Raw genomic sequence first — 18,524 nt, forward strand, 5'->3', positions numbered from 1 at the left:
CGGCGCCTCCGGGGCCGCGCGGTGCGGATCCGGATATCAACGGGAAGGCACGAGCATGGCCAGCGGAACCGTCAAGTGGTTCAACGCCGAAAAGGGTTTCGGCTTCATCCAGCAGGACGGCGGCGGGCCGGATGTCTTCGCGCATTACTCCGCCATCAACGCCACCGGCTTCCGGGAGCTCCAGGAAGGCCAGGCCGTCACCTTCGACGTGACCCAGGGCCAGAAGGGCCCGCAGGCGGAGAACATCACGGCCGCCTGAACCCGTAGGTAGGAATGGTCCGGGCCCTCGGAGCACGATCCGAGGGCCCGGATCGGCTTCGGCCGGTGCGATCGTGTACGGGGAGCAGACAGGTCGCCGTCGGCTCGTGTCGTCGCCGATCCCTGCCGAGTATCTCGTCCTCACCTGCCTGGGAGGGTGGTTCGGTCTCCGGCCGGGTAGGTGCTCGGTGTGTTGGCCCGGAGCCGGGTCCGCTGACCGAACGGAAAGGCGGCGACATGCTGGTCCAGCGCCCAGCTGCCCCGCCCCGCACATCGAGGAGTCAGCAAGTGGATCCAGACGAGGATGCGGCCACCGGCGACCATCAGGCGCAGGTGATCGTGGTGGGTGCGGGACCGGCAGGTTCGGCTGCGGCACTCCACCTGGCGCGCTCAGGCGTGGACGTACTGCTGCTCGAGAAGGGCACATTCCCCAGGGACAAGGTGTGCGGGGACGGCCTCACCCCGCGAGGCGTGCAGCAACTGGTGCGTATGGGCGTCGACATCGACGCCCCGGGCTGGATGCGGACCAAAGGCATGAGATGGGTGTGCGAAGGCCGTCAGGTGCACATCGACTGGCCCAGCTCGGGCGCCCATCCGGACTTCGGCCTCACTCGTTCCCGGCACGACTTCGACGACGTCCTGGTTCGGCAGGCCGTGGCCGCAGGAGCCCGGTTGTGCATGGAGACGAAGGCGACGGGCCCTCTGACCGACCGGGCTGGACGCATCACTGGTGTGAACTCCGTCGCGGGTGCCGACAAACGGCCGAGAAAATACCACGCCCCGGTGGTCATAGCCGCCGACGGTGCCTCTGCCCGAACCGCTCTGGCCATGGGGCTGGAGCGGGATCCGGGCAAGCCGATCGCGACTGCGGCTCGCCGTTACTACCGCAGCGGGGCCCGCACCCACGACCCCTATCTGGAGCTCTGGGCTGATCTGGTCTGCTCGCGTACCGCCCGTGACCTGCCGGGGTACGGATGGATCTTCCCTCTCGGTGACGGCCGCGTGAATGTGGGTCTGGGCGCGCTGCCGCATCGCGGTCACGGCACGGTCGATCTGCGGGCCACCATGGACAGGTGGCTGACCCGGATGCCCTCGCACTGGGGACTGAGGGAGGAGAACGCCGACTCGCCGCTGCTCAGCGCCGCGCTGCCGATGGGCTTCAACCGCACACCGCAGTATCGTCGCGGTCTGCTCCTGGTCGGCGACAGCGGCGGCATGGTCAGTCCGTGGAGCGGTGAAGGTATCGTCCAGGCCATGGAAGCGGGTGAGGTCGCGGCCGAGACCGTCGCTCTCGCTCTGCACCGTCCGAGTGGCCCCGGGCGTGAGCGGGCTCTGCACCAGTACGCCAGCGAGGTCAACCGCCGCTGGGGGCGGTACTACCGGCTCGGCAACACCGTCGCCGATCTGGTGTTCGCCCGTTACGGATACCGCCCGCTCCTCAACCGCCGGGTCATGGCCTCGCCCACCCTGGTGCGGACCCTCGCCCGGTTGCTGACGCACGGAACCGACGCGCCCGCGGACGACCTGATCGACAGCGTCGTCCGGGGCGTCGTTCGAATGGTTCCGGCACCGAGCCGACGCGCGCGAGCCCTCGACGCGCTCCGTCGGTGATCCCTGCCTGCCCCCGTCCGCCCGTACCTACGCCGAGGTGGCGAAGCGGGACCGCCGCAGATCGCGGAGCAACGCGATCTCGGCCATGTGATGGATGAACTCGAGGTTGGCCCCCGCCAGCACGGTGATGAACGGGTCGTCGGGATCGGATCCGTACGGGTACTGCGAGAAGCCGATCATGTCGAGCTGGTCATCGGTGGCGGCGGCGACGCTGTCGCGCCATCGGTCGATCAGAGCCCAGAAACGCTGGAGGGCCAGGCCGGCGGACGGGGTGAAATCGACCAGCAGCTTCGGATCCTGCCGCCGCGCGCCGAACGTCCACTCCCATTGGCCCGCGAAGCAGGAGTGCAGGTGACCCAGCCGCCACGCGATGGTGGTCACCGGCGTCCTGTCGGGTTCCGGCGCACCGGTGTGAGCCAGGACCTGTTCGACCCGCTCGACATCCACGCTCCAGTCAGCGGCGATCTTCGCGACCGTCATGCCGCCAGCGGCCTGACGGGCGACCTCGGCGTACTCGCTCGCCGGAATGTCCGGGGCACCCTTGCCGAGCAACCACTCGCCCGGCCCGTACGCCCTGGGTGTCACCGCCTCGCCCCGGCGCCGTACCGACCAACAACCGGCCACGGGCTCCCACAGGTACTCCTCGTCGGCGAGCCCCGTCAGGCGAACCTCGGCCATCTCCCTGGCCTGGTCGAACTGCTCGAGCAGCAAGCCCAGACGGTCGGTCCGCGCACCCTCGATCTCCATGCCTGGCTCCCCTCGGTCGCACCTGGCGACTCACTGTGCTCAAGCGGAAGTTAACGGCTCACCCCGCGGAACTCCACCGGATACCCTGACCGGCTGTCCGCGCTGACCCACGTACGCAACGAAGCAGCCGCCCACCTGTCCCGCCCGACCACCGACGCGGGACAGACTCCGGGCGGCCGTGGCCACGAGCTCGGTGACAACTCCGAGTACGTGAGGTCATCGCCGAGCGGCGGCTGCTCGGAGCCGGCGCCTGCTGGGAGGTGCCGGTTGGGACGCCCAGGCTGTGGCCGTCCATCCCGGGTTCACCGATCCAGCGAGCTTCGGCCGCTTCTGCCGCGGACACACCGGTCTCACCCCGGCCGCCTTCGCGGCCCCCGCAGAGCCAGGAGCGGTATGCGAGGTAGGCGCGGCACAAGCTCGCACCCCCACGGCCCCTCGGGCCGCAGCGGGTCGACACGGCCGACCAGGTCGGACTGAGGGAGCGAGCGCCTCGCGCAGGTAGCGGCCGGTGACGCTGGGGCTGTCGGCGATCCGGTCGGGCCCTGTGGCGGTGATCCGTCCTCCTCGGCGTGCTGCGTTCAGGACCGCCTCGTGCGCGTGGTCCACCATGATGTCCAGGTTGATCAGATCCTCCCCGGGTGTGAGGGGCAAGGTGAAGAACGAGCAGCAGCCGCCCTCCCGCTCCACCAGGTCACGCACCCGCGCATCGACCTCGGGTCCGGCGGCCAGGACGAGATGCAGCCGCAACGGCTCGGGCCTCGACAGCGAAAGCAGCCGCCCGGCGAACAGCGCGTCCCACTCCGCCACCCGCGGAAGCCGCTCCTCGGTGGGCAGCGTGCAGGACTGTGGGCGGCACGGCCGGACGCTGTCGGCCTGCTGGCCAGACGTGCTTGCGCTTGCCGGGGACGGGAGTCCGTACGGGAGTCATGCGGTGGACCGTCGGCGCAACCCGTAGACGGTGGCACCGGCCAGGAGCACGGCGGTGCCGGTGAGGACGGAGGGCAGTGGGAGGGCGAAGGCCAGGACGAGGCAGCCGGCCAGGCCGACGACGGGGATGATCCGGGCCGGGCGGCCCTCGGCTCGGGTCAGAGTGAAGGCAGAGGCGTTGGCCACGGCGTAGTAGGCCAGGACCCCGAAAGAGGAGAAGCCGATCGCCGCGCGCAGGTCCGAGGTCGCGGCTGCGGTGGCGACGACGGCGCCGACGAGGAGCTCTGCCCGGTGGGGAACCTTGAACTTCGGGTGCACGGCGGCCAGAGCGTGGGGCAGGTGGTGGTCGCGGGCCATGGCCAGGGTGGTGCGCGAGACGCCGAGGACCAGGGCGAGCAGCGAGCCGAGGGCGGCGACGGCCGCGCCGGCCTGGACGACGGGGACGAGCCAGTTGGCTCCCGTCGCGCGGGCGGCATCCATCAGTGGCGCTCCGGCGGCCGCCAGCCCGTCGGGGCCGAGGACGAGCAGGACGGAGACGGAGACGGCGGCGTAGGCGATCAGGGTGATGGCGAGGGCGAGCGGGATCGCGCGGGGGATGGTGCGGGCCGGGACGCGGACTTCCTCGCCGAGGGTGGCGATGCGGGCGTAGCCGGCGAACGCGAAGAACAGCAGCCCCGCCGCCTGCAGCACCCCGCCGAACGTGGCGTCGGAGCCCACACCCAGACGGGCCGTGTCCACGGCGCCGGAGGTGAGCAAGGCGGCGACGAGGGCGGCGAGGACCGCGAAGACGACCGCCACGATGATGCGGGTCAACAGGGCTGACTTCTGCACGCCGGTGTAGTTGAGCGCGGTCAGTGCCACTACCGCGGCGACAGCGACCGTGTGGGCCTGGCCGGGCCAGATGTAGGAGCCGACGGTCAGGGCCATGGCCGCACAGGATGCGGTCTTGCCGACGACGAACGCCCAGCCGGCCAGGTAGCCCCAGAACGCGCCGAGACGTTCGCGGCCGTAGACGTAGGTGCCGCCGGAGGCCGGGTAGAGGGCGGCGAGCCGGGCGGAGGAGGTCGCGTTGCAGTAGGCGACGACGCCGGCGAGTGCGAGCCCGATCAGCAGCCCGGAGCCGGCCGCGCGGGCCGCCGGGGCCAGCGAGGCGAAGATCCCGGCTCCGATCATCGCCCCCAGCCCGATCAGTACCGCGTCCGGCACACCGAGACGCCGCTTCAGCTCGTCCGGCATTCCGGACGCGGGCAGGGGTGTGCTGCTCAACTTCGTCACTCCTCGACGGGCCGGTTCCGCGGACAGGGAGTCCCGCGTCCGCGCAGACAATAAGGGATCGACCTGAACACGCCATGACCTGTGGGGAAGCCGTCATCATCCCCTGGGCGCCTCGCTACACCAGTGACTGGAGCGTGTACAGCACGCCTACGCCCGTGGCGAGGGTGCCGAGCAGCAGGCGCAGGGCGGTTTCGGGCAGACGGGGCTGGAGCCGTGCGCCGAGGTACCCGCCGACCAGGCCACCCAGCCCGCAGGCGAGGCCGAGCCCCCAGTCGGGGTCCACATCGCCGGAGCTGACCTGTGACAGGACCGCGTACGCGGCCGCGCCGACGAGCGAGGTGGCGAAGGTGGCCGCGAGAGCGGCGGGCGCGACGCGGGTCATGGGCAGGCCGCGGGCGGCGAGGATCGGCCCGAGGAGGGACCCGCCGCCGATGCCGTAGATCCCGCCGACCACTCCCACCGCCACCGCCAACGCGGTGAGCACCCTCGGCGAGGGCTCCGAGCCGGCTACGGCCTGCCGGTGGCGGGCCGGGGCCAAGGTGCGCAGGCACAGCCACAGGCCCAGGGGGAGCAGCAGGGCGGCGATCAGCAGCCGGAAGACGCCGGGGCCCGGGAGGGCGAAGACGCGGATGGCGGCTCCGATGATCACCCCCGGCAGGGTCCCGGCGACCAGGCGCCGGGCCAGGTCGCCGCGCAGGGCGCCGTCGCGGCGGTAGCGCCACAGGGCGCCCGGGCCCGCCACCACGTTGAACAGAAGGTTCGTCGGCGTGATCGCCGGAGACGGTACGCCGAACACGGACAGGTGGACCGGGAGGAGGAACACCGCCCCCGACACCCCGACCGGCGCGGTCACCACCGCGATCAGCAGCCCGGCGGCCAGCCCCGCCCACCATGTCCACTCCACCGGCCCCACCCCTCGCTCGTTGCCCGGTCAGTATCGGCGGACCCAGCGGGCAAAGGGCGGTTCGGCAACGCGATGTTCACGAACAGCAGGAGCACCCGGGGCCACAGCCGCACCCGTCCTGGTCCGGGGCTTCGGCCACCGGCAGGGGGCCGCTCGCGGCAGTGGGGGCGCAGCAGCCTTTGCCCTGCCAGGCGTCGTGGCCTTCCTTGACGGCGACGGCGGCGATGACGAGGGCGGCGATCGGGTCGGCCCAGGACCATCCGAGGGTGGCGTTGAGGACCAGGCCGACCAGGAGAACCGCGGACAGGTACGCGCACAGCAGGGTCTGCTTGGAGTCCGCGACCGCGCTGGCGGGGCCGAGTTCACGCCCGGCGCGGCGTTGGGCCGCGGACAGGAACGGCATGATCACCAGCGACAGCGCGGCTATGACGATGCCGGGAATGGACCGTTCGGCTTCTCCGCCCGTCAGCACGGCGTGCTGACGGGCGGAGAACTGCCAGGCCACCGCAGTTGCGGAGGACACCTCGATGACCGAGTCCAGGCCGAAGCCGATCAGTGCTGTGGAGGAGGCGACTGTCCCCGCCGTGATCGCGACGACCGCCTCGATGACGTTGTAGGTGATTGTGGCGGCGACCAGCAGCCGGATGCGGCGGGCCGGCGCACCCCGGCGGTCCGCTGACGGCCCCAGGGATATGGCGGCCATCAGCAGCAGCCCTTCGTGTCCGCGTCCGGGCACGTCTTGTCGTGCTCCACCGCCACGACGGACCGGCGCAGGGCGTCCAGGGCGTGGCCCAGTCGGGCGTCGGCCAGCTCGTAGCGGGTGCGCCGGCCATCGGGCACCGTGACGACCAGCCCGCAGTCCCGCAGACAGCTGAGGTGGTTGGAGAGCCGGGTACGGGAGACGCCGATGGCCTCGGCGAGATCGGAGGGATAGGCCGGGGCCTCGCACAGGGCGAGCAGGATCCGGCAGCGGATCAGGTCGGCGAGGGCGCTGCCGAAGCGGGCCAGCGCCTCGATGTCAGGGGCGTCTGTCAGCACCCCTCGACAGCACACAGAAATCTGAATTCAGGAAATTGTGGATTATTGCATCGGTGCCTGCCGTCTCCGGGAGGCCCCAGCCGGAGACCGCGCAGCCGGGTGGCTACGCCGTCTGACGGAATGCTGATGCACTCGGAACGCGGGGCCTTCGGCGACAAAGCCGGTTGAGTTGGTGCCCTCGGTGAGGAAGGGTCTGTGGTCATGGAGTACTTCTGCTACCACCGAGACCGGCTGGGTTCCCTCGCATTACGCGAGGAGTTGCTGGAGGAGCACTGGTCCTACATGGACCGGTACGCGAAGGAGCTGATCGCTCGCGGCCCGACCTTCGCCGATGATGGTGAAACGCCCACTGGAAGCGTGCACATCGTCGATCTGCCCGATCCCGCCGCTGCCCGCGCGTTCGCCTTCGACGAGCCCAACTACCAGGCCGGTGCCTACCGGGACGTGCTGCTGCGCCGGTGGCGCAACGTGCTGGGGCGCACCATGTGGGATTTCCCGGGTGGCCGGAGCGGTGGCAACCGGTACCTGGTGCTCGGCCTCGGCGAGGGTCTGGCCGCAGACCTCGCTCCGCCGCCCGACCACGACGAGCTGATCGCGTACGGGCCACTGCTGTCCGACGACGGCGACACATGGCTGGGTACGGCGGGGCTGCTCAGTGCCCCTGACCCGAATACGGCACGCGCCGCCCTGACTCCGGAGCGCTACGCGGACATCGAGGTCCACCACTGGGAGTTCGGCGGGCGTCGATGAACCACGGAGGCACCGGGCCGATGCCGCCTCGGAGCGCATCGACCCGGGACAGGAGCGGCGGCCGGTAGTCCGGCGAACCGTACGGTCCCGGGCTTGCCCGGGGCGATTCGCTGTACGGCCCCAGGGCCCGCCATCCGCAGCACGTTGCTCACCGGAGCCTGCCGACGCCCGGCCAGGACACCGTCCACCAACAACTCCAGTATTCCGGTCGGGCGAGGGTGAGGGTCGGCGTCGAGCTGGCCGGTGGAGGTAAGTACCTCGAAATCTCCGATGGCTTTTCCCCCGCTGCGGGGCCGGACAGCCCATGACCCTGGAAGCAATGGCCCCCAGGCTCCGCCAACTCGTTTTCCCGACCCGGCCAGGACGCACAGCGGGGATCCGCCCAGCCGTGCTCCAGGCCCCAGTCCCGGTGATCGCCCGGATGCTCGGCCTGTGGCGGTCAAGGCGTCAGTGGGCCGGCAAGAGCCGCTGCTCCCGCCGCGCGGTCTCCGGACCACGAGATCGACGCATCGTCAGCGGACGGTCGACCCCAGAGCATGAGCAGTAGTCTCTCCGCCGTTCCGGAGATCTCGGCCACCGGCTCGCCCGGACCGAAAGTGCAGGTCCGGCTGGTGTCCGTGGCCCGCAGCCGGAACGCGTGACGCGGTGGTTCAGCCGTCCGAGCCTGACCTGACTTGCGTGACGGCGGGCTCAGCCGCGCTGGATTCAGTTCAGGTCCAGGTGGTCGGCCAGGCCGGCTGAGGTGAAGGCAGCTTTCAGTTCGTCGCGGCCCTCGGTGAAGTGGGTCCAGTTGTCGTGGTGGGCGGGGACGACACGGCGGGCGCCGAGGATCCGGGTGGCCTCGGCGGCCTGGGCGCTGTCCGCCGGCGGGTGTGGTGGGGGGGAGCGGGACATCGGCGAGCAGGGCGTGGCCGGAGGTGTCGGGGTTGTCGGCGTGCCCGTCGTGCGAGAGGAGGACCACGAGCAGGGCAGACACAGGATGCCGTTCAGCGGCTGATCCAGCGAACGCTGGACAGCGTGCTCCAGCAGCTTCGGCCAGGTGCAGAAGCAGATCCTGCCGGAGCACTACGAGGCCGTCAGCGCCTCGTCGAAGTGGGCGTAGGCCTCCTCGTCGAAGAGCACGAACCGGACCTCGGTGATCGGGGGGAGCACTGCCTCGCGGACCGCCCGTACGGCGATCCGGGCTCCGTCGTCGAGCGGCCAGCCGTAGACGCCCGACGAGATCGCCGGAAAGGCAACCGTTCGGGCTCCCAGCTCCAAGGCCACACGCAGGGACTCCCGGTAGCAGGAGGCCAGCAAGGCGGAACGGTCCTCCGCGCGTGACCAGACCGGTCCCACGGTGTGGACGACGTACTGTGCGTGCAGTCGGCCGGCCGTCGTCGCCACGGCCTGCCCGGTCTGCAGTCCCTTGCCGTAGTGCGAGGCCCGCAGGTCGCGGCAGGCGGCGAGGATCTCGGGCCCACCGCGCCGGTGGATCGCGCCATCCACCCCACCGCCGCCGAGGAGCGAGGAGTTGGCGGCGTTGACCAGGACGTCTGCGTGCTGCTCGGTGATGTCCCCGTGTACGAGGGTGATCGACGGTTGTGTAGTCATACGGCCATCCTGCCGTCAGCCCCGGCGTTCCATTGCCGCATGCGGTGGCCGGTGGGCCGCTGCGAGAGCGCCGCGGACAGCGAGGCGGCCGACGACAACCACTGAGATGGGTGCGGAAGCCGTGCCGACGCAGGTCCGACCACCTGCACCAGAGCCGCCTTCCTCGCCGTCATAACTCCTTGCCGTCGTGGTGGAAGCCCGCGCCGAGCCGTCGTCCTGCAAGAGCGGTATGCCCTGACGGGAGCGTGGGCAATGGGGCCTTGCCATGGATGATCGCGGGGTGTTGGTCAAGATAGAAGCTGTGCGACAGATCTCCGGCGGGACTGCGACGGTTCGGGTGCGTTCAGGGATGGGCGTGGCAGTCGCCCTCTGGTGCGGGGCCCCGACGGATGTGGGCTGCGAGCATTATGTGGAGTGGGCCGTCGACGACGACGTGGCCTGGGGTCGTAACACTCGACCAGTGGCTTCTCCCTCACCCTCGTTGAGCGAGGACGGAAGCCGGGTCGTCTTCCGGGGTCGTCTGACTCTCACGGGCGACGGAGGGGCGGTGCTGGAAGTGGACGACTCACATATCCTGTTCGACCTCGCTGATCCGCCGCCACCGGTCGCGGTTGACGGAACGTGGGTCGAGGTTCGTGTTGAGCGCGACAGTGTCAGCTTGTATCCCTACCTGCTGTGATGCATACGAGGGCGAGGCGAACATGCCGCTGTTCGGCTACCTCGCCGGCCCGGGACTGTTGCGCGGGTGAGTCCTCGGCTCATGAGATCGATCAGCACCGGGTTGATCACGGCTTCGGAGCGGTGGGGGGACTCGGCCGCCACCGGCGGGCAGTCCAGAGAACGGTGTTCTGGTCGGCCGGCTGTCGCCGACTCCGCCGAACGCCAGCCGACCACTTCCGCGCCTTCACCGGCATCGCCTGCACTCTCCTCTGCTACCGCAGACCGGCAGTCAAGGGTGCCGTCGGAGTCCCGCAGCGGCCGTCTACGCTCGCGGCATGCAGCGCAGCAATGTCACGAGGAACGACGGCTCCTGGGTGGGCCTGTCCCTGGACGTACGGGACCGCCGCCAGCCGGGTCTGTGCGTGTTGGCTGTCCGGCCGCGACTGCTGGTCTCCCAGCGGGCGCGGCCTGTGTTGCTCGCCGTTGTCGACGAGCACCTCCAAGGCGTGGATTTCTGGCGCACCGACGAGTACCGCTCCTTCGTTCCGCCGCTGCGCGCCGATGTGGCGCGGGCCCTGGCGGGCAGCCCGGAGCGGTGGGCCCACCGCTTCGCGCGGTATCTTGTCGACTCACCGGGCAGCCCGCTGCACGAGGGCCGTTGGCTGCTCTCGTGCGAGAGTCCGCTCCGGCGCTGGCGCCACGCTGACGTCTCGCATGCCGAGTACTGGAGCTCGATGCTCGTCGAGGGGCATCCCGACGGATACATCGACTGGTTCGTCCATTCCGGCTCGCTGGAGGTCCTCCCGCTGCGACCGATGCCCGATGCCGATGACAGCCGGGTCAAGGCGTACCGCAAGCAGGCCCGCGACGGGACGCTCCCGCCTGTCCTGTTGTGGTGGGTCAGCGGACTGGACTGCCATCTGATCCTGGACGGTCACGCACGGCTCGCCGCTGCGATCGCCGAGTCCCTCGAGCCGCCGCTGTTGCAGGTGCACCGCACCGTGCCGGGCGACGACCTGGACGCGCGCATCGATGAGTCCGTGGGTTTCTACGAGGACGAACTGGCACGCTTCGCCGCACTCCGCGGCGTTCACGGCCCCACGGTCCCGGACGGTGCCGCCACCGCCGGCCCACAGCTCGTCCGTCGTCTCCACGACCTGCACACCGCGGAACAGCTGACCTGGGCCTGGCCTCTGCCCGGCGGGGAGAACCAGTGGCGTCGCACCGAACGGGAGGTGACCGCCGACCGTTGGCGGCCCCTCATGTGAGCCCTGCCGCCGGCCGTCACCACGCCGGCCGTGATGCCGGGCCGTACACACCGCGACGAAGGGCTGCCTCTCCCCGGCACTCGCTTCGCGCCGGACACCACTGTGCCGGGGCGGTCCGCACCACCGGCCGGGTCGAACTGCTGTGCCCGCGGTGCTGTACGGCGGCCGAGACCGCGCGTCGCCCGAGGGCCGTCTCGTCGCACCTGTGCCCGGGATGCCACTGACACCGGAACGAGATCGGGCCCACGCACGACGCACGACCAGATGGGCGCCTGGCGCGCGAAGGGTGGGGAGCTGGTCCGGAAACCAACACACTGACTGGTTGTCACGTCCCGATCTCTGATAGTTGTTTCAGCGGGGTACGGGCGCAGGCCCGTAGCGGCGCCTCCAGGCGCCCGCAGGGAGGACGTACATGGGCACCACCACGCACGACGAGGTCATCGCCGCCGAGCAGAAGGCGGTGGATCACGCGTACGACTGCTACACCGCGAAGCTGGCCGAGATGACCGGGACGTCCGCCGCCACGGCATCGGCCAACGCCAAGGACGGCATCGCCAACCGGAAGCACGCGGAGGCGCAAGCAGAGGCGTACGACGGGCTCGGTGACGAGGCGCTGGTCTTCTCCCGCGTGGACGCGCCGGAGGGCCGGGGCGCAGAGCCGCGTCCCTGGTACATCGGCCGGCGGGTCGTGCATGACGCCGACATGGAACTCGTGGTTGTGCCGTGGACCAGCGCACTCGCGAAGACATGGGCCGAGGCCCTGCCCGAGGCACCCGGGGAGGTGCTTCTGCGGCGGCAGTTGCGTTGCGTGCAGCGTGTCGTCCAGGACTACTTCGACGAGATCGCCGCCCCGGTCGTCGCCCCTGCTGCTCCGATTCCGCAGCCGCGCCCGGCCGCGGACGACGCGACCGGGGCCGATGCACAGATGGTCACCGAGACACCTGGCACGGCGCGCCCGGAACCGGGCGAAGGACACCTCGAGGAGCGTCCGCCTTCCCCGACGCCCGGCGATGTCGTCCGCCACCAGCGCCGTAAGCCGCTCAAGCCGGACGATTTCCTGCTGCGTGAGCTGCGGCGCTCGCGCGGTGGTCGGATGCGGGACATCGTCGAGACCATCCGTCGTGACCAGATGGACCTGGTGACCGGCTCCCCGTCCGACATCCTCGTCGTACAGGGCGGCCCGGGTACCGGTAAGTCCGCAGTGGGTCTGCACCGCGTGACCTGGCTCGTCAACAACGAGCACTTCAAGGCGCAGGACATCCTCGTCATCGGCCCCCACCAGAGGTTCCTCGACTACGTCGGCCAGGTGCTGCCCACCCTCGGTACCCGGGACGTCAACGCCGTCCAGCTGGCGCGGTTGTGGGAGGGCGAGACCCGCGGTACGGACACCCCGCAGGCGCGGCTGGTGAAGTCCGGCGAACGGATGGCGGCCGTGCTGCGGCGCCGTGTCGAGAGCGACTGCCGTCCCGAGGTGCTCGACGACCTCACCACCGCGCCCTCCTACGAGGGCGACGAGCCGGCCGTCGTCGTCACCGCAGGCAGCACGACGCTGCGCGTGCCGAAGTCCGAAGTCCTCGCACTCCTCGACGAGGCACGTGTCGCTGACGGCCCCTACCGGCAGCGCCGCGAACGCTTCCGCAGCCTGTTCGTCGACCGGCTGCTCCAGGAGCTGGCCACCATCGCCCCCCGCCGCGGCCAAGGTGGCACGATCCGCCGCGACCTCGAGCGCAACCGCCGCGTCGAGCGGCTCGTCGAACGCCTCTGGCCCTCGCCGGGTGCCAGGGAGGCCCTGCGCAGCCTCTACGACACGCCTGACCTCCTGCGTGCCTGCGCGGACGGCGTCCTCGACGCCGAAGAGCAGGCAGTCCTGCACCGGCCACGGGCCGACACCGCCGACGCCGAGCCCTGGACTCTCGACGATCACGTCTGCCTCGAAGAACTCCGCTTCCTCATCGACGGGGAGACCCCCCGCCGTTACGGGCACATCGTCATGGACGAGGCCCAGGACCTCACCCCGCTGCAGGCCCGCGCCCTGCGCCGCCGCTGCGCCGTCGGCGGTTCGATGACGGTCCTCGGCGACCTCGCCCAGGCCACCGGTCCCCACACCCACCTCAGCTGGGACCCTCTCGGCACACTTCTGTCCGACCACGGAGACTGGCGCGTCGCCGAGCTGAACACCAGCTATCGCGTGCCGGCCGAGATCATGGACTTCGTCGCACCTCTGGCCCGCGCGGTCGCACCCGGCCTGCCGTACCCACGAGCCGTACGGCAGTCGGGCGAGGACGCCGTACGAACGGTGGCGACCGAGCCGTGGAAACTGCTCGACGACACCGTCGCCCAGATGACCCGCCTGGTCGGCACCAGCGACGGAAGGACGCCGCGCTCCGTCGCCGTCATCGTCCCCGACGACTCGTCCTGGCTCGACGAGATCAGCCGCCGCCTCGACGAGGGAGCCGGCCTCGCGGGCACGGGTCGTGAGGTGGTGTCCGTACTGGCTGCCTCACAGGCCAAGGGCATGGAGTACGACCACGTCCTGGTCCTCGAACCCGCCACCATCGCCGACCGTGGCCCGGTCGGCCTGCGGCAGCTGTACATTGCACTCACCCGCAGCACGCAGAGCCTGACGGTGTTGCACACCTCGCCGCTCCCGGAGGTCCTCACCCACACGGACACCGGCCCCGCAGTCCCCGCCCTTGAAATCCCCGCCCCCGGAGTCCTCTCCGCCGAGGCGGGTACAGACTCCGGCACCGACGACCCGGGTGACGTTCCCGAGATCGGAGCCGACGTCCGCGTCCGGGTCATCGGCCCCGGGCCGGGCGGCCGCTACAAGGTCAGGGCGCTCAGCCTGCAGACGGACCGCCCTCTGGCTCTGACGGTCCGGCACGGCTCGACGCCTCCCCGCCCCGGCGGCGAACTGGACTGTTGGGTCTTCGCCAACGAGACCGGCCAGAGCGTGCTCACCGCCGACAGTCGAGGCCGCCTGCCCGTTTCGCCGAAGATGGCGCAGCGCTACACGGCGGCGCTCAGCGTGCTCGACGACCTGGTGGCCGACGGCGAAGGCTTCATGGAAGACGCCCGCGCCCGGCTTTCCGAGCTGCAGGGCATGGCCAACCGCATCCTCCGCCGCGACTCGGCGGACTGGGTGGACGTGTACCGCGTCCTCGGCTCCCCTGACCGGCAGAGCCTGGGCCTGCTGCGCGACCTCGCAGCACGCACCAACCGCGCGCTGAAGGACAGCAGCCTGGACACCGGCCGGCTGCGGGCCGAACTCGCCGAGTCCGGCTGGGCGGTGGCTCTGGCCGAAGCACAGCGGACACTCCGTACCCGTCTGGCCGACGCCGGGGCCCCTGACGACGTCACCGAACCCGGCGCCCACCAGCCCGAGCGCACCGAGCAGAAGGAAATCGAACCCGTGCCCACCGTCGAAGAAGCTCCAGCCGTACCGGCCGTGACCACGAAGGAAGGCCTTCTGCGCGTCCTGGAGACCGCCGCCGCCGCCGACCGTACCTGCAAGAAGCACGAGGCGGTGCGCCACGCATTGAAGTCGGAACTGCTGTGGGCGGACCTCCAGCCGGCCGACTCCGCGGCTGTCGACGTCCAGTGCACCGTGGGCGGCGACCTGTTCGTCTACGAGGTCCTGGGCGCCGGGCGCGCCGCGTACGAGGATCTCCGCTCGGGAGCGACCCGCCTCCTCGAGATCAACCACACCTTGCAGACGCCGGCAGACCGCCTTCACCTGGTCCTGTGCGAGCCGCCTGCCGAGGAATGGGCCGCTGACGCCGTACGCGAGGTCTTCGACGTCCACGTCCTGTGGCGTACTCCCGGCAGTTGGGGTGGCGACGACCCCGACACCGCCCTGGACCGCCGCCAGGCGTGAAACAGGTCTGGCATTCCGCCACAGGGGCAGCATCCGCTTCGTCGACCCGGTGGACCGACCGGTCCTTCTCCCCAACCCGCCGGCGGGCACACCGCGCCGAGGGGCACGATGGACGGCGCCCCGGTCCCGACCGCCGTACTACGGATTCTGTAGTCCGGGGCGCCGCAAGAGATCCAGGTGCTGGTCAAGCTGAACGCGGGACCGGCTCCGGGTGCCGACCGGACCGGCCTGATCGACGCGGTGGCTCCCGCCGGACCCGCTCCAGCGTTGTCGAACTGGTAGTGGACGGCAAGGTGATGGACACCTTCCGGCCGGGCGGCAGCCCGCCCGCACTGCGGGCCGTGCGCTCCGCGGGCGCCGAGGACGGCATGCTCGGCAGGGCCCTGGGGTTCGACCAGGACCCCGAGACCGACCTCTCCCACTCCGCGCAGGTCAGCGCGGACGGCGGCCGCACCTGGCAGACCCCGGGTGTCGGACTCGAGTAGCTCACGGTCCACCGCGGCCGTGGTCGGTTCCGGCCGGGGGACGACGTCCGGCTGCGCATCACGACGACCAACGGAGACACCAGCACGTCGGCGGAGACGGCGCTCTTCTCCGAGTGGGGCCGACGCGCGGCGCCTGGTCGGCGGGCAGGAAGGGGGTTCGGAGGCATCGTCCAGGACGCGGAGGACCGAAGCGGCGCCATGCGCGTCAAGAGTGACACTATGTGATGAATGTCGTAGATTCGGTCACCCGCCAGGCCGTCGTGCCGTGTGGGACCGAGAGCCGACTCGGCCGCGCACGCAATTCCCCCCGCCCGGGCCCGCCACCGCTAGGAGCTGCCGGTGATCGACCGACTCTGGTTCCATCCACCGCTCGCCATCGCCCGGTTGGGACGTTCCCCTGTGCCGTGCGACAACTACCACTGGGGGCAGAGCGACCTGTCGCCGCGCGGCAGCGGTAAGACCACCGTCGTCCCGGCCGCCACCCTCGACCTCGCGGCGGACGGCGCGCTCACCGAGCGGATGCCCACGAAGGTGCGGTTCAAGGACACCGACGGCTGGCGGCCGGTGTGTCCGTACTTCGAGCTGCACGCGTCCTGGACCAGCGGCGGCAACCGCCGCACCGGGCCGCTCACCGCGGCGGTGCTGAAGGAGTTCGGGCTGAGCCCGGCCGACCTGCGGTGGCGGGTGGCGGTGGCCAATCTCAAGGCCTACCACTACACCCAGGCCCCTGGTGACCGGATCGAGGCGCACGCCGAGGTACAGGGCGACGACCACAGCCGCCACGCGCTGGACGGCGCCTCTCCGGAAGGCGTCGACCGGCCGCTGGTCCCGGTCGGCGTCAAGCTGCCGCTCGGCTCCGTACAGCTGCCCGCCCCGAACGCCGCCCTGCCCGAGCTGCGGTTGCGGTTCACCCCGGGGGCCGGCGCGGTATACGGGCCGACCGACCTGGTGACGCGCGCACAGAACTCCGACTACGAGCTACCGCCGCAGCGGCTGATCCTCAGCTCGCGAGCGGTCTGGTGCGGCTTCCCGGTGCAGGACACGAGTGACGATCCGCGGACCGTCCCGGGCGGCCTGTTCGCGGGTGCGGAGCGGAGACTGAAGCCTGAAAGCCTGGGTCTGGTCGACGACGTCTGCGACGGCACCGTCGCCGTCACCCTCACGGGCGGTCCGACGGCGACCGCCCGGATCGTGGTCAGCCCGCCCGACTTCGCACCGGACCGGCGCCCCTTCATCTCGTTGGCCGACGGGCTGGCGGACCGGGTCCGGCGCGCGGACGTGCGCGATCCCGCGTACCTCGCCGACGCGCGGCTGACCGCCCTGGAGATCCGGGACCTGTTCGAGCGAGTCCTCGAGACGATGGGAAATGTCAACGTCGACGTGCAGAACGAACGCGTCGGCCGGCCGATGGATGTCCCGGAGGGACTGGCCTCCGTCCTGCTCGAACTGACCGACCGCGGACGACGGCGGCACCGCCGCTACGTGGTGCTGGAGGCCCTGGAGGACCTGCTGCGCGAACAGCCCGACCTCATCCGCCGCGTGATCCGCGAGCCCGTCCCCGACGGGCCTGCCTGGGACAGCCGGATGCCCGTCGCTATGCGCGGCGCCGACGGCTCCGCGCTCCACCTGACGCGCCGGCAGTACGACCTGCTGGTCGGCTGGGCCCGGACGCTGCGCGAGAACACGGAGGCGGGCTCGTGACCGTACTCCTCCAGATCGGCCGCCGCCCGCCCGAGGACGCGGGGACCGGGCACGCGCCGCCCGGACCCCACTCCGAGGTCAGGCTCTTCCGCAGTGCGCACGGAGCCCACCTGTTCGTCACGGACGGCAGCCGGGTGTACGACCTGCCGGAGGAGACCGCGGCCAGGCTGGAGCGCTGGACGACGGCTCCGGAGGGCTCCCTGGAGGAAGTGGCCCGCGAGCTCTCGCTCCCCCTGTGGGACGAGCGGCGCATCGACGGAACGCCCGCCGAGCCGCCGCCGCTGTCCTCCCTCTCGCTCAACGTGATGCAGGCCTGCAACCTGAGCTGCGGGCACTGCTACGCGGACGAGGGAAAGTTCGGCGGCGAAGCCCGCGCGATGACCCGGCAGACGGCGTTCGCGGCGGTCGACCGGTTGCTGGCGGAGGCCTCGCCCGGCGCGGACGTGGTGGTCGGGTTCATGGGCGGCGAGCCGATGCTGGCCCGGGACCTGGTGCACGAGGTGGTCGCGTTCGCGGAGCGGGCCGGAGCCGCCGCCGGTCATCGGGTCCGCTTCGCCCTCACCACCAATCTGACGAGCGTACGGCCCGAGGACGCCCGGCTGTTCGCGGAGCACCCCTTCACCGTGACGGTCAGCCTCGACGGGGACCGCGCGGGCCACGACGCACTGCGGAAGGCACCGGGCGGGGGCAGCGCGTACGACAGACTGCGGGCCGGCCTGGAGGTGCTGGACCGGCAGGGACGCCCGCGGCACCTGGCCGCGCGGGTCAGTGTCACCCCGCACACGGGCCGGCTGCTCGACGTGCTGGAGCACGGCATCGACCTGGGTTTCGACGAGGTCGGCTTCGCCGCCGTGGTCAGTGCGCCCGACCCGGCGTACGAAATCACCGCTGAGACCTTCACCGGGTTCATGGAACAGATGGTGGAGTGCGGTGAGAAGGCGCTGCGCGAGCTGTCGGCAGGGCGCGCCTATCCGTTCGGGAACTTCCAGACCGCGATGCACGAGCTGCACCGTGGCACGCACCGCCCGTATCCGTGCGGCGCAGGGGCCGGCTACCTCAGCGCCTCGGCCGACGGGGACCTGTACGCCTGCCACCGGCTGGTCGACGATCCCGCCTTCGCCATGGGGTCGCTCGCCGCCGGGTCCGACGTCCCGGCCCGCTCCGCGCACCTGGCGGCACGTCATGTGGACCGGCAGGAGCCGTGCCGGTCCTGTTGGGCCCGCTACCTGTGCGGTGGCGGCTGCTACCACGAGGTGAGCCGCCGGGGCCGGCCCGGCTGCGACTACATCCGCGGGTGGCTGGACTTCTGCCTGCGGGCCTACGTCGAACTCTCGCATGCGGCACCGGAGTTCCTTTCCTCTCCGCCCGAATCCGCCGTACGACTTGTCAGCCCTGCCAGTCCCACGAGCGCCGTCGGCGCCGTCTGAAGG

General features: G+C 71.1%; 16 protein-coding genes and 2 pseudogenes. 10 read left to right on the top strand and 8 right to left on the bottom strand.

The window, feature by feature from the left end; genetic code table 11:
* The first annotated feature begins 55 nt into the window (after positions 1-55).
* Together ACFYSH_RS14590 and ACFYSH_RS14595 are read left to right on the top strand one after the other, a co-directional pair.
* On the top strand, positions 56-259 hold the full coding sequence (locus ACFYSH_RS14590) for a cold-shock protein (protein WP_031096051.1): 204 nt from the start codon (positions 56-58) through the stop codon (positions 257-259).
* 236 nt (positions 260-495) lie between these two features.
* Positions 496-1,869: a geranylgeranyl reductase family protein gene (locus tag ACFYSH_RS14595; protein ID WP_388752605.1), complete on the top strand. Its 1,374-nt coding sequence runs from the start codon at positions 496-498 to the stop codon at positions 1,867-1,869.
* 27 nt (positions 1,870-1,896) lie between these two features.
* On the opposite strand, the gene ACFYSH_RS14600 is transcribed toward ACFYSH_RS14595, so the two are convergent.
* Positions 1,897-2,616: a DinB family protein gene (locus ACFYSH_RS14600; RefSeq protein WP_388752607.1), complete on the bottom strand. Its 720-nt coding sequence runs from the start codon at positions 2,614-2,616 to the stop codon at positions 1,897-1,899.
* Positions 2,617-2,822: 206 nt separating this feature from the next.
* On the opposite strand from ACFYSH_RS14600, the pseudogene ACFYSH_RS14605 reads away from it, so the two are divergent.
* Positions 2,823-2,989: pseudogene (locus tag ACFYSH_RS14605) on the top strand (helix-turn-helix domain-containing protein); the annotation flags it as partial.
* A gap of 551 nt (positions 2,990-3,540) precedes the next feature.
* Here the strand turns inward: ACFYSH_RS14605 and ACFYSH_RS14610 are convergent.
* From ACFYSH_RS14610 to ACFYSH_RS14625, 4 genes are all read right to left on the bottom strand, one after another.
* Positions 3,541-4,779, bottom strand: coding sequence for an APC family permease (locus ACFYSH_RS14610; protein WP_388752793.1), 1,239 nt, complete (start codon positions 4,777-4,779; stop codon positions 3,541-3,543).
* A gap of 154 nt (positions 4,780-4,933) precedes the next feature.
* On the bottom strand, positions 4,934-5,722 hold the full coding sequence (locus ACFYSH_RS14615) for a sulfite exporter TauE/SafE family protein (RefSeq protein WP_359466529.1): 789 nt from the start codon (positions 5,720-5,722) through the stop codon (positions 4,934-4,936).
* Between the two features lie 76 nt (positions 5,723-5,798).
* A complete protein-coding gene (locus tag ACFYSH_RS14620; protein ID WP_388752796.1) occupies positions 5,799-6,425 on the bottom strand; it encodes a cation transporter in 627 nt (208 codons plus the stop codon).
* On the bottom strand, positions 6,425-6,760 hold the full coding sequence (locus ACFYSH_RS14625) for an ArsR/SmtB family transcription factor (protein ID WP_388752610.1): 336 nt from the start codon (positions 6,758-6,760) through the stop codon (positions 6,425-6,427). The genes ACFYSH_RS14620 and ACFYSH_RS14625 overlap by 1 nt, the downstream gene beginning before the upstream one ends.
* A gap of 201 nt (positions 6,761-6,961) precedes the next feature.
* Between ACFYSH_RS14625 and ACFYSH_RS14630 the strand changes: the two genes are divergently transcribed.
* Positions 6,962-7,510: a YciI family protein gene (locus tag ACFYSH_RS14630; RefSeq protein ID WP_388752613.1), complete on the top strand. Its 549-nt coding sequence runs from the start codon at positions 6,962-6,964 to the stop codon at positions 7,508-7,510.
* Between the two features lie 439 nt (positions 7,511-7,949).
* On the opposite strand, the gene ACFYSH_RS14635 is transcribed toward ACFYSH_RS14630, so the two are convergent.
* The 3 genes and pseudogenes from ACFYSH_RS14635 to ACFYSH_RS14645 all read right to left on the bottom strand — a co-directional run bounded on the left by ACFYSH_RS14635 (position 7,950) and on the right by ACFYSH_RS14645 (position 9,103).
* On the bottom strand, positions 7,950-8,219 hold the full coding sequence (locus ACFYSH_RS14635) for a hypothetical protein (protein WP_388752799.1): 270 nt from the start codon (positions 8,217-8,219) through the stop codon (positions 7,950-7,952).
* Positions 8,216-8,371: pseudogene (locus tag ACFYSH_RS14640) on the bottom strand (MBL fold metallo-hydrolase); the annotation flags it as partial. The gene ACFYSH_RS14635 and the pseudogene ACFYSH_RS14640, both read right to left, overlap by 4 nt.
* A 204-nt stretch (positions 8,372-8,575) precedes the next feature.
* Complete coding sequence (locus tag ACFYSH_RS14645; protein ID WP_388752616.1) at positions 8,576-9,103, bottom strand: O-acetyl-ADP-ribose deacetylase; 528 nt, start codon at positions 9,101-9,103, stop codon at positions 8,576-8,578.
* Between the two features lie 547 nt (positions 9,104-9,650).
* Between ACFYSH_RS14645 and ACFYSH_RS14650 the strand changes: the two genes are divergently transcribed.
* The 6 genes from ACFYSH_RS14650 to ACFYSH_RS14675 all read left to right on the top strand — a co-directional run bounded on the left by ACFYSH_RS14650 (position 9,651) and on the right by ACFYSH_RS14675 (position 18,521).
* Positions 9,651-9,782: a hypothetical protein gene (locus ACFYSH_RS14650; RefSeq protein ID WP_359466535.1), complete on the top strand. Its 132-nt coding sequence runs from the start codon at positions 9,651-9,653 to the stop codon at positions 9,780-9,782.
* Positions 9,783-10,098: 316 nt separating this feature from the next.
* Positions 10,099-11,031 (top strand): hypothetical protein, encoded by a 933-nt coding sequence (locus tag ACFYSH_RS14655; protein WP_388752619.1) that lies wholly within the window; start codon positions 10,099-10,101, stop codon positions 11,029-11,031.
* A gap of 412 nt (positions 11,032-11,443) precedes the next feature.
* Positions 11,444-14,908, top strand: coding sequence for a HelD family protein (locus ACFYSH_RS14660; RefSeq protein ID WP_388752622.1), 3,465 nt, complete (start codon positions 11,444-11,446; stop codon positions 14,906-14,908).
* A 293-nt stretch (positions 14,909-15,201) separates the two neighbouring features.
* Entirely contained in the window at positions 15,202-15,393 is a 192-nt protein-coding gene (locus ACFYSH_RS14665; RefSeq protein WP_388752625.1) for a hypothetical protein, read from the top strand.
* Between the two features lie 339 nt (positions 15,394-15,732).
* Positions 15,733-17,094 (top strand): hypothetical protein, encoded by a 1,362-nt coding sequence (locus tag ACFYSH_RS14670; RefSeq protein ID WP_359466542.1) that lies wholly within the window; start codon positions 15,733-15,735, stop codon positions 17,092-17,094.
* Entirely contained in the window at positions 17,091-18,521 is a 1,431-nt protein-coding gene (locus tag ACFYSH_RS14675) for a radical SAM protein (protein WP_388752628.1), read from the top strand. The genes ACFYSH_RS14670 and ACFYSH_RS14675 overlap by 4 nt, the downstream gene beginning before the upstream one ends.
* Positions 18,522-18,524: the final 3 nt, after the last annotated feature.

Origin of the sequence: Streptomyces sp. NPDC005791 (assembly GCF_042871485.1) — a bacterium.
In the GTDB taxonomy this organism is placed as follows: domain Bacteria; phylum Actinomycetota; class Actinomycetes; order Streptomycetales; family Streptomycetaceae; genus Streptomyces.

Excerpts from the sequence above, each read along its gene's own strand:
- ACFYSH_RS14620 (WP_388752796.1), bottom strand. The coding sequence starts at position 6,425 with ATGGCCGCCATATCCCTGGGGCCGTCAGCGGACCGCCGGGGTGCGCCG.
- ACFYSH_RS14610 (WP_388752793.1), bottom strand. The coding sequence starts at position 4,779 with ATGCCGGACGAGCTGAAGCGGCGTCTCGGTGTGCCGGACGCGGTACTG.
- ACFYSH_RS14645 (WP_388752616.1), bottom strand. The coding sequence starts at position 9,103 with ATGACTACACAACCGTCGATCACCCTCGTACACGGGGACATCACCGAG.
- ACFYSH_RS14590 (WP_031096051.1), top strand. The coding sequence starts at position 56 with ATGGCCAGCGGAACCGTCAAGTGGTTCAACGCCGAAAAGGGTTTCGGC.
- ACFYSH_RS14630 (WP_388752613.1), top strand. The coding sequence starts at position 6,962 with ATGGAGTACTTCTGCTACCACCGAGACCGGCTGGGTTCCCTCGCATTA.
- ACFYSH_RS14600 (WP_388752607.1), bottom strand. The coding sequence starts at position 2,616 with ATGGAGATCGAGGGTGCGCGGACCGACCGTCTGGGCTTGCTGCTCGAG.
- ACFYSH_RS14595 (WP_388752605.1), top strand. The coding sequence starts at position 496 with ATGCTGGTCCAGCGCCCAGCTGCCCCGCCCCGCACATCGAGGAGTCAG.
- ACFYSH_RS14660 (WP_388752622.1), top strand. The coding sequence starts at position 11,444 with ATGGGCACCACCACGCACGACGAGGTCATCGCCGCCGAGCAGAAGGCG.
- ACFYSH_RS14655 (WP_388752619.1), top strand. The coding sequence starts at position 10,099 with ATGCAGCGCAGCAATGTCACGAGGAACGACGGCTCCTGGGTGGGCCTG.